This window comes from Candidatus Pantoea symbiotica (assembly GCF_056491525.1).
Map to the genome: position 1 here is coordinate 2400561 of NZ_JBSZHR010000002.1, position 13527 is coordinate 2414087.

Sequence of the window (13527 nt, forward strand, 5' to 3'; positions counted from 1 at the left end):
TATAGGTGTAAAGCGATAATCGGAGTGTGGCGTGATGTGAGAAGAGATGCAGCAACCGTGCGTGGAAGTGTGGAGATAGGTTCCAATTTGTAGGGTCACCATTTATGGCGACCACCAACCAGGTGCGCATTGATGCGCACCTGGCTTAAGTTAGTCGATGGCGGATGGCAACGCAGCCAGCTCCAGGCTGCTGCGGAAATCGCTCCCTACATAATCAGTATCGATCAGTTGGCGGCGCCGCAGTTCTGGCAACAGGCCGTTGAGCAGCAAATCCTGTTGATCGGGCTGGCCGAGTCCATGCAGTGAAATCACATCCAGCACGCCAGCGCGATAGCGCTGTTCAATCGCATCGGCCAGGGTTTCTGGCGTTCCGGCAACAAACCAGTGGCCGGTCTCTTCAGCTTTGATGATCAGCTCACGCAAGGTTAATCCCTCCAGCGCATAACCACGGAAAATGGCGGCGCGTCCCTGACGACGATGCACCTGCGCCAGCTCGGGAATAAACACAGCAGGCAGCGGTTGATCCAGCGGCAAATCGCGCAGATCCACCTCGCCACCCAACATATCGGCCACGCGCAATCTGCCCTGCTCAAAGTTGATGCGTTCATGTTTATCGCGCAAACGGCGTGCCACGTCGGCATCGCTGTCGCCAATGATGGAGTGGAACGAGTTCATGATTAGCGGCGGATTGTGTTCGCGGCCAAAACGTCGCGCCCGCTGCTGCACATCAGCCACGAAGGTTTGTGCCGCCTCAAATGTGGGCTGCGAGGTGTAAATCACTTCGGCATAACGTGCACCGAGCGTTACGCCCGCCTCAGATTGTCCCGCCTGAAACTGCACCGGACGGCGCTGTGGCGGCGGCGGTACGTTGAGCGGACCCGCCACCTGGAAATAGTCACCGCGATAGTTAATCGGATGCAGTTTAGTGTGGTCGAGTTTAATGCCACCGCTGACGGTGCGCTGCACTGCTGCGCGTTCGTTGGCGTCATACAACGCGTTCATCACTTCGATAAATTCGGTGGCGCGCGCGTAGCGCTCCTGCGGCGGCGGCAGCTGGCTTTCACCAAAGTTCTCCTCGCCAACCGATGAGGTCACCGCGTTCCAGCCCGCGCGACCGCCGCTGATGTGATCGAGCGTGCCAACCTGACGCGCCAGATTATAGGGATGCAGCCAGCTGGTGCTGACGGTGGCGATCAAGCCGATATGCGAGGTCACCTGGCTCAATGCCGCCAGCGCAATCAGCGGATCTTGCGTGCCGGTGGTGCCGGCTAATCCGGCCGGATCGGCCTGCAGCAAATCGGCGGTAAACAGCCCGGTAATCTTTTCACGCTCGGCAATTTTCGCCAGTTCATTGGCGCGCGTGATGCCCACGCCCGGCTGGCTATCATTGGCGGCGGAAATCACGCTGCTGGCGCCGACCAGCGTTTTCAATTTTCTGCGATACGTTTGCGACACATCACTCTCCTTTATAGTTGTCGCGCGAAATCCGCTTTGACATGGTTTAAGGCGTCCGCATCGGTCAGCAGACGTAAGCCGGTGCGCGCCAGCACGCGCGCGCCAATCAGCAGCGCCTGATAACCACGCTCAGAGTTGGCCGCTTCACGGAATGGCACGGTATGGAAAATCAGATCGTCGGGGCCGATTTTCAGCCACGGATGCGCCGTCGGCACCGCATGGCTGATGTCGCCGGCATCGGTCGAAACTTTGTTTTTCTGCGGCGACAGATCGACGGTTTCGCCCGCCGCCGTGAATTCTTCCAGCAGCAAGGCATCCAGCGCTGAGTTCAGTTTGAAATCGCGTGGGCCAATTTGATGATCAATCTCGACGCGTGCGCCGGTCGCCAGCGCCACGCCTTCAGCGATGGCACGCAGACGCGGCTCAAGAGATTCCACCACTTCGCGGCTGTCCGCGCGGATGTAGTAATGCGCCGAGGCGTATTCCGGGATCACGTTCGGGGCCTGGCCGCCGTTGGTGATAATGCCGTGCACGCGCACGCCATCCGGCAGTTGCTGCCGCAGCACGCTGATACCGTTGTAGAACAGCACCAGCGCATCCAGCGCGTTGATACCTTCATGTGGCGCGCTGGCGGCGTGCGACGGCTTGCCATAGAAGTGGAAATAGAGATGATTATTGGCCAGCGTGGATTCGGTCAGCCGGGTTTTGCCCGCGGGATGCACCATCAACGCCACGTCGACGTCCTTGAGTAATCCGGCTTCGACAAAGCGCTTTTTCACGTTGCCTTTCGGGCCGCCCGGTCCGGCTAATCCGCCCTCTTCTGCTGGCGTGCCTAGCACAACCACGCGCCCACCGGTTTGATCCAGCACCTGCGCCAGCGTGATGGCTGCCGCCACGCTGGTGGTGCCGATCAGGTTGTGACCGCAGGCGTGGCCGATGCCGATCAGCGCATCATATTCTGCGAGAAAAGCGATGGTTGGGCCCGGTTTGTCGCTGGACTTGACCGCGTAGAACGCCGTTTCATGGCCGGCGACGTTGCGCGTGACGGCAAAACCCTGTGCCGTGAGTAGCTTGGTAAGCTGCTCGCTGGCGAAATATTCGTTGTTGCCGGTTTCGGGGTTTTGAAATATCGCCTGCGATACCTTGAGGTAAGTGGCGCTGTGTTGTTCGAGGTTGTTTTCCAGCGTGAGCTGAAGGGCGTTCAGCGACATGAGTATTTTCCTTGTTGCGTTTAGGTCGCCATAAATGGCGACCCTACAAAGGCCACCACCGTTCACATGGCCACGGCAAATCAATGACGTTTATCGATGTGCTGCACCAACCGATCGCCAACCCACTGAATGCCGCACACCAGCACAATCAGCACCGCAATCACCGCGATCATCACTGAGGTTTCAAAGCGCTGATAGCCGTAACGGATCGCCAGATCGCCGAGGCCACCTGCGCCAATTGCGCCGGCCATCGCCGAAGCGCCAATCAGCGCGACGAGCGTGACGACAAAACCAGACAGAATGCCGGGCAGCGCTTCCGGGATCAGCACATCCCAGACAATGCGCAGCTTGCTGGCGCCCATGGCGCGCACCGCATCAATCAATCCGCGATCGACATCGCGCAGCGACACTTCCGCCACGCGCGCGAAGTACGGTGTTGCGGTGATCGACAGCGGCACAATCGCTGCCCAGGTACCGAGCGAGGTGCCGACCAAAAAACGGGTAAAGGGAATCAGCGCCACCAGCAGAATAATGAACGGCAGCGAGCGGAAGCTGTTGATGATTAAGCCCAGCACGCGATTAACGCCGCGATGTTCGGCGATGCCGCCGGGACTGGTCATCACCAGAATCAGACCGAGCGGCAAGCCCGCCACCAGCGAAAACAGGCCGGAAATCACCGTCATTAATACCGTTTCGCCTAACGCATTAAGTAAAAGATCAATCATCACTGGCGACATAACCCACCAACTCCACTTGAGCCTGCTGCGCGTGCAGCCAGCTGAGAATCTGTTGCTCGTCGGCCGCGTTCGCCGCCGGGAGCGCAATAAAGAAACGCACGACTGCGTAGTGCTGGATGTGATCGATGCCGCCCTGCAGCAGGCGGAATTTGCCCGGCAGCGCGCCGGCAAAGCGGGTTAACAAATCGCCCTGCGCATCGTCACCGGCAAAGTGCACGCTGTAGATGGCATCGCCCTGCTTCTCATCGCTGAGGCGCGCGGCAATATTTTCCGGCAGCTGCGGCAGCAAACCGCGCAGCAGCGTGCGCGTCAATTGCGACCTGGGATGCGCAAACACCTGCCACACCGGACCTTGTTCAATGATTTCACCGGCATCAATCACCGCCACGCGATGCGCGACAGATTTGATCACTTCCATCTCATGGGTGATCAGCAGAATGGTGATGCCGAGTTTTTGATTCAGGGATTTGAGTAGCGCCAGAATCGAGCGCGTGGTTTCCGGATCGAGCGCGGAGGTGGCTTCGTCGCACAGCAGCAGCGCCGGGCTGGCCGCCAGCGCGCGGGCAATGCCAACGCGCTGTTTTTGGCCGCCAGATAACGCCGCCGGATAGCTTTGTGCTTTGTCAGCCAGCCCCACCAGCTCGAGCAATTCCGCCACGCGCTGCTGGCGCTGCGCTTTATCCATGCCGGCGATTTTCAGCGGCAGCGCCACGTTCTGCGCCACCGTTTTGGCCGATAACAGATTGAAGTGCTGAAACACCATGCCAACGCGGCTGCGCACCGTTTGCAGCTGTTTTTCCGACAGGCCGGTGATGTTGCGACCTTCGATTTCGATGACGCCTTCATCAGGTTGTTCCAGGCCGTTGAGACAGCGGATCAGCGTGGATTTTCCCGCGCCGCTGCGTCCAATCAGGCCAAGAATTTCGCCTTTCTGCACCGTCAACGAGATGTCGCGCAGCGCCTGGGTTGGTCCAAAGCGACGTGACACACCTTGCAGGCGCACCACGCTGCCGCTGTCGCGAAACTTCACCTGCGCCTCGTCATGAGTGCTTTCCGCCACGCCGCGTTTGACGGCGGTAAAGGGCGTTTCGGCTGCTGAGAATAGCGTCATCTTTTTCGTTCCTTACCAGGCCGTTTCGCCCGTGCCTTTGTAGACTTTGTCAAACACGGTCTTCACGGCATCGTTCTGATAAGAAGCCACCAGCGTTTTCACCCACGGCGCGCTGACATTCTCTTTCTTCACCGCAATAAAGTTGTTGTACGGGTTATCTTTTACCGGCTCCTGCGCAATGCGATCTTCTGTGGTCAGGCCACTTTTCAGCGCCCAATCGGTGTTGACCACGGCGGCATCCAGATCCGGAACGGAACGGCCGATGATGCCGGAATCCAGCTCTTTGATTTTCAGATGATGCGGATTCGAAGTGATATCGGCGGTAGTGGCCGCAATGCCGACGCCCGGCTTCAGTTTGATCAGACCTTGTTGCTCGAGCAGCACCAGACCGCGCGCTTCGTTAGAAGGATCGTTAGGCACGCCAATCACCGCGCCCTCTTTCAGTTCTTTGGCGCTTTTCACTTTCTTCGAGTAGAGACCAATCGGCCACACGGCGGTATCGCCAACGCGCACGATGTCGTAGTGATTCACCTTGATTTGGTTATTGAGGAACGGCTGATGCTGGAAGGCGTTGGCATCCACTTCGCCGTTTTGCAGCGCTTCGTTCGGCTGGTTGTAATCATTGAAGATCACGGTTTTCACCGTTAAGCCTTTTGCCGCCGCCTGTTTGATCACTTCGCGCCAGACATCTTCATCTTCGCCGCTGATGATGCCGACTTTTACCGAGGTTTTATCCGCTGCATGCGCGATGGACAACGGCGACAGCGCCGCGCTAGCCAGCAGCAAAGCACCAGCACTTAACAAGAATTTATTTTTTACTGAGACAAAACGTGTGTGCATAAAGTGTTTCCCGATCGTTATAATTGCGCGAGTCAAAATAAGCTGTCGTGACGACAGATGACCGCAGTATACGCAGTTGCTTATTCCCGCATTATGATTTATTCAGGAAAGCTATTCCTGAAAAGCATAAAGCCGCGCGCCGCTCGCATCGCCACAAGCGAGAAAATGGCTGTGTTATCCTTCCCCTTTTGATGGACTTGTTACTGAGCGCTATGTCGGACACCACAACTAAACGAAAAAATGACCCCGAAGGGCTGAAGAAACGCATCCTTGCCGGTGCGCTGAAAATGTTCGCCGAGTTCGGCATGCAGGGCGCGCGGCTGGAGCAGATTGCTGAACACGCACAAACCACCAAACGCATGGTGGTGTATCACTTCAGCAACAAAGAGCAGCTCTATATTGAGGTGCTGGAGCAGGTGTATCAGGCGATTCGCGAGCACGAAACTGGCCTCAATCTCGCCGAGATGGAGCCGGAACTGGCAATGACCAAATTGGTGGAAGCCAGCTTCGATTACCACGTTTCCCACCCGGATTTTATGCGGCTGGTGTGTACTGAAAACCTGCTGCGCGGGCGCTACATCATGCAATCCGAACGCATCAAGGCACTCAACAAGAGTGCGCTCGATTTGCTGGATGACATTCTGACACGCGGCCAGCAGCAAGGGCTGTTTATTGATGGGCTGGATACCGTCGATGTGCACCGCTTGCTCAGCAGCATTTGTGTGCACCACGTCTCCAATCGTTACACCTTTCACACGCTGTTCACGCCGAACGATAGCGAAGAAGACAGCATCCGCCGTAACCGCCAGCTTGCCGTCACCGCCACGCTGCGATATGTGCGCAAAGCCCCGTAGGCTGTGGCTGCGCGGTGATGGTCTACGCTTTAAATCCTGGGACCGTCACAGACCTCAATTTAAGGAACGCCGTAGTGAACAAAGACCCCCACCTTTATCCCTTACGCCATACGCACAATACTGACCAGGACAGCGCACTGTGGAACTGGGCGCAAAACACGGTGGTTGGTCAGCGTAGTCAGTTACAACAGCCGCAAACGGAAGCGGAGTTACAACAACTGCTGCGCGCCGCCAGCGGCAAAGTGCGCGTGCTGGGCAGCCGCTTGTCGCCGGGCCGTATGCTGGGCGTGAATGAGCAGGATTTGCTGCTGGACCTCAGCGCGTTCAACGGCGTGATTGCGCAAGACGCCGACAGCGTCACCTTTGCCGCCGGTACGCCACTGGAACAGGTTTACGGCACCTTAACCGGGATGGATCGCATGCTGGCCTCGTCGCCGGGCGTGATTGCAGTGCAAACGCTGGCGGGCGCGATGGCCACTGGCACGCACGGCCAGGGTTTAGCACAAAGCTCAATCGCCGATGAAGCGTTGCGCATCCGCATGGTGTTGGCCGACGGCAGCGTGCGTGAATTTGTGCGCGGTGAGCCCGATTTCGCCGCCGCGCAGGTTTCGCTCGGCACGTTAGGCATTGTTACCGCCGTGACGCTGCGCACCCGCCCTTTCCGCCTGTTTACCTGCCACAAGTTTGCCGTCTCCGCCGATACGCTGGAAAAGGATCTGGTTGAGTGGAATCAGCAGTATGAGATGAGCAAAGCCTGGTGGTTTGTCGATGACAACCTGATGCACGTATGGAACGCGCATGAAGCCAGCGATGAAGAGGCTGAAGCCTGGCACGCCAATCAGCGCGAGGTGATTGAGCATGGCGATGACACCGACAGCAGCCTGAATGACACCATCGATCAGACGCTGGCGCAGATGCATCGTGATACGCAGATTCACGGCAAAGGCGGCAAGCAGTTCCGCACCGTGACGCGCTTCCGCGATTTCACCGACATCAGCGGCGATATCTATCAGCTGTTTTGTCGCGGTATTGCCGTGCCGCAGATCAATGTCGAGATCGGCGTGCCGCTGGAGAAAACGCCGCAGATTATCAGCAAGATCAAAGCGTGGTATGCCGAGAATCATCCGCATATGCACTATCCGATCATTCTGCGTTGCACCGGCGCGTCTGAAGCCTGGCTCAGTCCGGCGTATCAGCACGCTACCTGCTTCTTCGGCTTCGTGGTCTATTACGCCGATGACGGTTCGCTATCGCAGGATGGCCTGCATTTTCTCACCGAAGTGGAGAAGCTGCTGGCAGCCGAGGGCGGACGTCCGCACTGGGGAAAATATTACGATCCTCAGCGCTATCAGTGGCGCGATATCTATCCGCAGTGGGACGCTTTCCGCGCGGTGCGCAACCAGCTCGATCCACAACGCCGTTTTAGCAATGACTATGTCACTGCTTTGTTTGATTAAGTTTGAGGGGGAGAAACCATGTTTGCATGGGTAACGCTGTTAACGCAGCCGGACTATTTTATTGGCGTGAAGGCGCTGCACCGCTCGCTGAAGCGCAGTGAAACCCGCTGGCCGCTGATTGTGATGGTCACTGACGCCATCGATCTGGAGACGCGTGAAGCCTTGCAGGCGCTGGGCTGCGTAATCCATCAGGTGGATCCGCTGATGCCAAATGCCGAGCTGGAGCAGCATTACGCTTCGGCGCAGTTCGGTGAAGTGTGGAGCAAACTGCGCGCGTGGGAGCTGGTTGACTGCGAGCGCGTGGTATTTCTCGATGCCGATATGCTGGTGCTGCGCAATATGGATGAGCTGTTTACGCTCGATCTGGGCAAGCATGCGCTGGCAGCATGTCACGCCTGTCGCTGCAATCCCAACAAGATCGCCAGCTATCCGGCCAGTTGGCAGCCGGAGAATTGCCATTATACCTGGCAGGATCGGGGTGAACCGGCACCCTCCACGCTTGATCGCTATCTGAACGGCGGTTTCCTGGTGCTGAAGCCGGATCTGGCGGTGTTTGAGTGGCTGCAGGAGAAAGTGGCGGCCATTACCGATTTGCGTCGCTATCCGTTCTCCGAGCAGGATTTACTCAATGAAGTGTTCGAAGATCGTTGGTTACCGCTTTCGTATAAATATAACGCGCTGAAAACCTTGCCGTTCCAGCACAGTGAGATGTGGCGCGAAGATGAGGTGAAGAACCTTCACTTTATTCTGGCGAAACCGTGGAAACGCGATTTGAATCAGCCCGAGTCGGAACGCGACCGTTATTACGCGCTGGATAAGCTGTGGTGGGAGTTGGCGACGGAATAACTTAAAGACGTAGGGTCGCATTTATGTGCTTCAGGTCGCCATAAATGGCGACCCTACGAGATCTTAGACTTAACGCCAACCCAACTCCGGTGCAACGTGGGTCAAAATGCTCTCAATCACATGCGCACAATAATCCACGCCTAACTGATTCGGAATGGTCAGCAATAGCGTATCCGCTTCAGCAATCCCTTCGTCCTGCGCCAGCTGTTTGATCAACTGATCCGGCTCAGCTGCGTAGCTGCGACCAAAGATGGCGCGGGTTTTCTCGTCGAGGAAACCTACCGAATCCTGATCCTGGCCACTGCGACCAAAGTAGGCGCGGTCGGTGTCGTTGGTCAGCGCAAAGATGCTGCGGCTCACCGAAACACGCGGCGTACGCTGATGGCCCGCTGCTTCCCACGCCTGACGATAGGCTCGAATTTGCTTTGCCTGCTGCACGTGGAACGGCTCGCCGGTTTCATCATCTTTCAAGGTGGAGCTTTGCAGGTTCATGCCCTGCTGCGCTGCCCAGATGGATGTTGCGTTGGAACCCGATCCCCACCAGATACGCTCACGCAAACCTTCCGAGAACGGCTCCAGACGCAGCAAACCCGGCGGATTCGGAAACATCGGCTGCGGATTCGGTTTCGCGAAACCTTCACCGCGCAGCACTTCCAGCAATTCCTCGGTATGACGACGGCCCATATCGGCATCGCTTTCCCCGTTCTGCGGATCAAAGCCAAAGTAGCGATAGCCTTCAATCACCTGCTCCGGCGAGCCACGGCTCAGGCCGAGCTGCAGACGACCGTTAGAAATCAGATCCGCCGCACCGGCATCTTCCGCCATATACAACGGGTTCTCGTAACGCATATCGATTACGCCGGTACCAATTTCGATCTTTTTGGTACGCGCACCGACCGCCGCCAGCAGCGGGAACGGCGAACTCAACTGACGCGCAAAGTGGTGCACGCGGAAGTAAGCGCCATCGGCACCCAACTCTTCAGCCGCGACCGCTAAATCAATCGATTGCAGCAGGACGTCCTGCGCCGAACGGGTGGCGGATTGTGATGATGGGGTCCAGTGACCAAAGGATAAGAAGCCAATCTTTTTCATGCTGAAATTCTCCTCGTGAGCCACGCAGGCTCGAACGTTTTCAATGCAGCAAGGTTACGCCACAGACGAGGTGACTGATAGCCAATAGATTTCGCGCGCTTCATCAACTTTTTTGCATAAGTAAGAAAAAGAGATTCTTTGTGTTCATCACGGTGATCAATCATCGTCAGAAGCCTAATCACTGTTCACAGGTTCAGCTTCTCCATGAGTAAAGGGACATCCGCCTATCTCAGCGCGCAACAGCGCGAGGTGGTGCATCAACTGGCGCGCAGCTGGCTGTGGCGCAGCGAATTGCCAACGTGGCTATTGATGGTGGCGGTGTACAGCGGCTGGTTCGCCAGCGTTGTCTATTGGCAAACGCTGGGATTAACCTTGAGCACGCTGCTGCTGATCCTGTTTACCACCTGGTATATGTCGTTGCAGCATGAGTTAATTCACGGCCACCCGACGCGTTTTCCCCGTTTCAATCAGCTGTTCGGTATGCTGCCGCTGGCGGTGTGGTATCCGTATGGTTTATATCGCGATTCGCATCTGGCGCATCATCGCAATCACACGCTGACCGATCCCGATGAAGATCCGGAAACCTACTACCTTTCGCCAGCGCGCTGGGCACAACTCAAGCCGTGGCAGCAGCAGGTGATTCATCTGCGTAATACTTTTCCCGGCCGCTTGCTGATCGGCCCGCTGCTGGATATGGGCGCGACCGTCAAAACCTTACTGAATGCCTTTCTCCAGCGCGATACACCGGCGATGACTATGTGGATCATTCATCTCAGCTTGCTAATCGGGCTGTTTTACTGGATGACGCTGCACGGCTTCTCGCCGCTGTGGTTCGTGCTGGCGGTGAGTTACCCGGCGCTGATGCTGACCAAAGTGCGATCCTTCTACGAGCATCGCGCTGAAGAAGAACCGCTGGCGCGCTCGGTCAATAACGAAGCCGCGCTGCCGTGGCGCTTACTGTTCCTCAATCTCAACTATCATTCTGTACATCACGATCTGCCCGGTTTGCCGTGGTACGGATTACGCAAAGTCTATTTGCTGTATCGCGATGGTTATCATCAGCGTAATCACGGTTTTCGCGTCGCCGGTTATGGCGAGTGGATAACCCGCTTCTGGCGCAAATCGGTCGAGGTTAATGCCCATCCGGGTACGCAAAAGGATGCACAGGATGCCCACGCTTTCGTTACCGATGTACGACATCAATCATCAGGCAACTATCGGCCTGACCTCAGCGCTAACGACGCTGTTGCAACAACGCGGCGTGCCAGCTGAGGTTCGCTGGCCGCAGGATTTATTGCCGCACTGGCGCGATGAGCAATTGCTGCTGAGCCAAACCTGCGGTTATCCGCTGGTAGAACTGCTGCCCGATGTACAGCTGGTCGGCACCTTTCACTCCAGCGCGCAGGGCTGCGACGGCATGCGCTATCGCAGCTGGCTGGTGGCGCGCAGCGCAGATGAAAACCTAACGCTAAGCGATTTTCGCGGTCGGTGCGCGGTGTGTAACAGCAACGATTCGCACTCCGGCTTCAACTCGCTGCGCTACGTGATTGCCCCGCTGGCGCAGAACGGAAAATTCTTCAGCGAGACCCGTTTTAGCGGCAGTCATCGTCAGTCGCTGGCGGCGTTGCGGGCGGGCGATGCGGATATTGCGGCGATTGATTGCATTACCTGGGCGCTGCTGCGCCGCAATTATCCAGAGGAGTTGGCGGGGCTGGAGATCATCGGCGAAACGCCGCTGTGCGCCGCGCTGCCGCTGATTACGTCGGCCAAAACCGATGCCGAAACCCTTGAGAAACTGCGCAGTGCGTTGAGCGAGCTGACCCGCGATAAGTGTTATCAGGATCTGCTGGCGGAGAGTTTGATCAGCGGGTTCAGCGTGAGCGATCGGGCGTTTTATGACGAAGTGCGGGAGTGGAAAGATCGCGCCGCCGCGCTGGGCGTGACGGCGTTGTAACCATCTGTTTATCGATTGGAACGGTCGCCATAAATGGCGACCGTACGGGAAATGTGCGGGATTTTGTAGGGTCGCCATTTATGGCGACCTTGGCAACATTAAGCTACATCAGGCGTTTATGACGAAGTGCGGGAGTTAAAAGATCGTGCCGCCGCGCTGGGCGTGACGGCGTTGTAACCATCTTTATCAATTAAAACGGTCACCATAAATGGCGACCCTACGGGAAATGTGCGGGATTTTTTAGGGTCGCCATTTATGGCGACCTTGCCAACATTAAGCTACATCAGGCGTTTATGACGAAGTGCGGAAGTGGAAGCATCGCGCCGCCGGGCTGGGCGTGACGGCGTTGTAACCATCTTTATCGATTGGAATGGTCGCCATAAATGGCGACCCTACGGGAAATGTGCGGGATTTTGTAGGGTCGCCATTTATGGCGACCTTGCCAACATTAAGCTACATCAGGCGTTTATGACGAAGTGCGGGAGTGGAAAGATCGCGCCGCCGGGCTGGGCGTGACGGCGTTGTAATCATCCGTTTATCGATTGGAACGGTCACCATAAATGGCGACCCTACGGGAAATGTGCGGGATTTTTTAGGGTCGCCATTTATGGCGACCTTGCCAACATTAAGCTACCTGCTGACTACCACGCTGCACCGCGAACTGATTTTCCGGCTCGGCCAATCCCAGGTTCTCGCGCAGCGTCTCGCCTTCATACTCTTTGCGATAAATACCCCGCGCCTGCAACAGCGGAATCACCTGTGCCACGAAATCATCAAACGCGGTTGGCGTACCGCCGCGCACGATAAAGCCGTCGGTTGCGCCTTGCAGGAACCAGTTCGCCAACCCTTCCGCTACCTGCTCCGCCGTTCCCAGGAAACTCGGGCGCGGCGTGGCTTCTTCCAGCGCCGCCTGACGCAGCGTTAAGCCTCGTTCGCGGGCGTTCTGCTTGATCTTGTCGGTGGTGCTGCGGAAGCTATTGCTGCCCAGCTCGCCAATGTCCGGGAAAGGGGCATCCAGCGCGTACTGACTGAAATCATGATGCTCGAAGTAGCGGCCAAGATACTCCAGCGCTTTATCGATGGTTACCAGCTCGGCAGTTTGCTGATAGCGACGCTCGGCGTCTTCCTCGGTTTCACCAATAATCACGCTGATGCCCTGGAACACACGAATATCATCGGCATCCCGCCCGCGCGCCACCAACCGGCGGCGCACGTCTTCGCGGAACTCGCGCGCCTGCTCCAGCGTTTCCTGGCGCGTGTAGATGGCATCGGCGGCTTCGGCGGCGAAGGCTTTACCCGCTTCAGAAGCGCCTGCCTGGAACACAATCGGACGCCCCTGCGGCGAGCGGCCGACGTTGAGTGGTCCCTGCACCGAGAAGTAGTGTCCCTGATGATTCAGCGTATGCAGCTTGTCGGCGGCGAAGAATTCCCCGCTCTGTTTGTCGCGCACAAAAGCATCGCCTTCCCATGAATCCCACAGCCCTTTCACCACCTGCAAATATTCGCTAGCAACGCGATAACGCTCGTCATGTTCCGGATGCGTGCTGCGCGAGAAGTTTTTCGCCGAGCCTTCCAGCGGCGAGGTCACCACGTTCCAGCCAACGCGACCGCCGCTCAGATGATCGAGGCTGGCAAACTGGCGCGCCACGGTAAACGGCTCGCTGTAGGAGGTTGAAAGCGTGGCGACCAGGCCAATTTTTTTAGTCACCAGCGACAGCGCCGACAGCAAGGTGATCGGCTCAAAGCGGTTGAGGAAGTGCGGAATCGACTGCGGCGTGATGTACAAACCGTCGGCGACAAACAGGAAATCGATCTTCGCCTGCTCCGCTTTGCGCGCCAGATCCAGCACGTAATCGATGTTAATGCTGGCATCCGCCACCGCATCGGGATGACGCCATGCCGACATGTTGCCGGATACGCCCTGAATAATCGCGCCCAGCCGCAGCTGGCGTTGTGTCTGACTCATTCTG

At 57.3% G+C, this 13527-nt stretch carries 12 protein-coding genes; 5 read left to right on the forward strand and 7 right to left on the reverse strand.

Annotated features, from left to right (window positions below; all coding sequences use genetic code 11):
* Positions 1 to 150: 150 nt before the first annotated feature.
* The 5 genes from ACXIZX_RS11815 to ACXIZX_RS11835 all read right to left on the reverse strand — a co-directional run bounded on the left by ACXIZX_RS11815 (position 151) and on the right by ACXIZX_RS11835 (position 5354).
* Positions 151 to 1455 (reverse strand): NtaA/DmoA family FMN-dependent monooxygenase, encoded by a 1305-nt coding sequence (locus ACXIZX_RS11815; RefSeq protein WP_479404214.1) that lies wholly within the window; start codon positions 1453 to 1455, stop codon positions 151 to 153.
* Positions 1456 to 1466: 11 nt separating this feature from the next.
* Positions 1467 to 2666: a M20 family metallopeptidase gene (locus ACXIZX_RS11820; protein ID WP_479404215.1), complete on the reverse strand. Its 1200-nt coding sequence runs from the start codon at positions 2664 to 2666 to the stop codon at positions 1467 to 1469.
* Positions 2667 to 2746: 80 nt separating this feature from the next.
* Positions 2747 to 3403 carry a methionine ABC transporter permease gene (locus tag ACXIZX_RS11825; protein WP_008104768.1) on the reverse strand — a complete coding sequence of 219 codons (657 nt, stop codon included), beginning with the start codon at positions 3401 to 3403 and terminating at the stop codon, positions 2747 to 2749.
* A complete protein-coding gene (locus ACXIZX_RS11830) occupies positions 3384 to 4514 on the reverse strand; it encodes a methionine ABC transporter ATP-binding protein (protein WP_479404216.1) in 1131 nt (376 codons plus the stop codon). Before ACXIZX_RS11830 ends, ACXIZX_RS11825 begins: the two co-directional genes overlap by 20 nt.
* Before the next feature lie 12 nt (positions 4515 to 4526).
* Complete coding sequence (locus ACXIZX_RS11835; RefSeq protein ID WP_179450225.1) at positions 4527 to 5354, reverse strand: MetQ/NlpA family ABC transporter substrate-binding protein; 828 nt, start codon at positions 5352 to 5354, stop codon at positions 4527 to 4529.
* Positions 5355 to 5566: 212 nt separating this feature from the next.
* On the opposite strand from ACXIZX_RS11835, the gene ACXIZX_RS11840 reads away from it, so the two are divergent.
* The 3 genes from ACXIZX_RS11840 to ACXIZX_RS11850 all read left to right on the forward strand — a co-directional run bounded on the left by ACXIZX_RS11840 (position 5567) and on the right by ACXIZX_RS11850 (position 8511).
* The gene (locus ACXIZX_RS11840; protein WP_154157341.1) at positions 5567 to 6208 is read left to right on the forward strand and encodes a TetR/AcrR family transcriptional regulator; all 642 of its coding nucleotides are present in this window, start codon (positions 5567 to 5569) and stop codon (positions 6206 to 6208) included.
* A gap of 74 nt (positions 6209 to 6282) precedes the next feature.
* The gene (locus tag ACXIZX_RS11845) at positions 6283 to 7665 is read left to right on the forward strand and encodes a D-arabinono-1,4-lactone oxidase (RefSeq protein ID WP_479404217.1); all 1383 of its coding nucleotides are present in this window, start codon (positions 6283 to 6285) and stop codon (positions 7663 to 7665) included.
* A gap of 18 nt (positions 7666 to 7683) precedes the next feature.
* Complete coding sequence (locus ACXIZX_RS11850; protein WP_479404218.1) at positions 7684 to 8511, forward strand: glycosyltransferase family 8 protein; 828 nt, start codon at positions 7684 to 7686, stop codon at positions 8509 to 8511.
* Positions 8512 to 8580: 69 nt separating this feature from the next.
* Here the strand turns inward: ACXIZX_RS11850 and ACXIZX_RS11855 are convergent, their stop codons facing one another.
* Complete coding sequence (locus ACXIZX_RS11855; protein WP_479404219.1) at positions 8581 to 9603, reverse strand: LLM class flavin-dependent oxidoreductase; 1023 nt, start codon at positions 9601 to 9603, stop codon at positions 8581 to 8583.
* Between the two features lie 204 nt (positions 9604 to 9807).
* Here ACXIZX_RS11855 and ACXIZX_RS11860 point away from each other — a divergent pair, with 204 nt between their 5' ends.
* Both ACXIZX_RS11860 and ACXIZX_RS11865 read left to right on the forward strand, forming a co-directional pair.
* A complete protein-coding gene (locus tag ACXIZX_RS11860) occupies positions 9808 to 10875 on the forward strand; it encodes a fatty acid desaturase (RefSeq protein WP_479404220.1) in 1068 nt (355 codons plus the stop codon).
* Positions 10772 to 11557 carry a phosphate/phosphite/phosphonate ABC transporter substrate-binding protein gene (locus ACXIZX_RS11865; RefSeq protein ID WP_479404221.1) on the forward strand — a complete coding sequence of 262 codons (786 nt, stop codon included), beginning with the start codon at positions 10772 to 10774 and terminating at the stop codon, positions 11555 to 11557. The genes ACXIZX_RS11860 and ACXIZX_RS11865 overlap by 104 nt, the downstream gene beginning before the upstream one ends.
* Positions 11558 to 12182: 625 nt before the next feature.
* Here ACXIZX_RS11865 and ACXIZX_RS11870 read toward each other — a convergent pair.
* Positions 12183 to 13523 carry an LLM class flavin-dependent oxidoreductase gene (locus ACXIZX_RS11870; RefSeq protein WP_479404222.1) on the reverse strand — a complete coding sequence of 447 codons (1341 nt, stop codon included), beginning with the start codon at positions 13521 to 13523 and terminating at the stop codon, positions 12183 to 12185.
* Positions 13524 to 13527: the final 4 nt, after the last annotated feature.

Coding starts and splice junctions, on each gene's coding strand:
- ACXIZX_RS11820 (WP_479404215.1), bottom strand. CDS start 2,666: ATGTCGCTGAACGCCCTTCAGCTCACGCTGGAAAACAACCTCGAACAA.
- ACXIZX_RS11825 (WP_008104768.1), bottom strand. CDS start 3,403: ATGTCGCCAGTGATGATTGATCTTTTACTTAATGCGTTAGGCGAAACG.
- ACXIZX_RS11830 (WP_479404216.1), bottom strand. CDS start 4,514: ATGACGCTATTCTCAGCAGCCGAAACGCCCTTTACCGCCGTCAAACGC.
- ACXIZX_RS11835 (WP_179450225.1), bottom strand. CDS start 5,354: ATGCACACACGTTTTGTCTCAGTAAAAAATAAATTCTTGTTAAGTGCT.
- ACXIZX_RS11840 (WP_154157341.1), top strand. CDS start 5,567: ATGTCGGACACCACAACTAAACGAAAAAATGACCCCGAAGGGCTGAAG.
- ACXIZX_RS11850 (WP_479404218.1), top strand. CDS start 7,684: ATGTTTGCATGGGTAACGCTGTTAACGCAGCCGGACTATTTTATTGGC.
- ACXIZX_RS11855 (WP_479404219.1), bottom strand. CDS start 9,603: ATGAAAAAGATTGGCTTCTTATCCTTTGGTCACTGGACCCCATCATCA.
- ACXIZX_RS11860 (WP_479404220.1), top strand. CDS start 9,808: ATGAGTAAAGGGACATCCGCCTATCTCAGCGCGCAACAGCGCGAGGTG.
- ACXIZX_RS11865 (WP_479404221.1), top strand. CDS start 10,772: ATGCCCACGCTTTCGTTACCGATGTACGACATCAATCATCAGGCAACT.
- ACXIZX_RS11870 (WP_479404222.1), bottom strand. CDS start 13,523: ATGAGTCAGACACAACGCCAGCTGCGGCTGGGCGCGATTATTCAGGGC.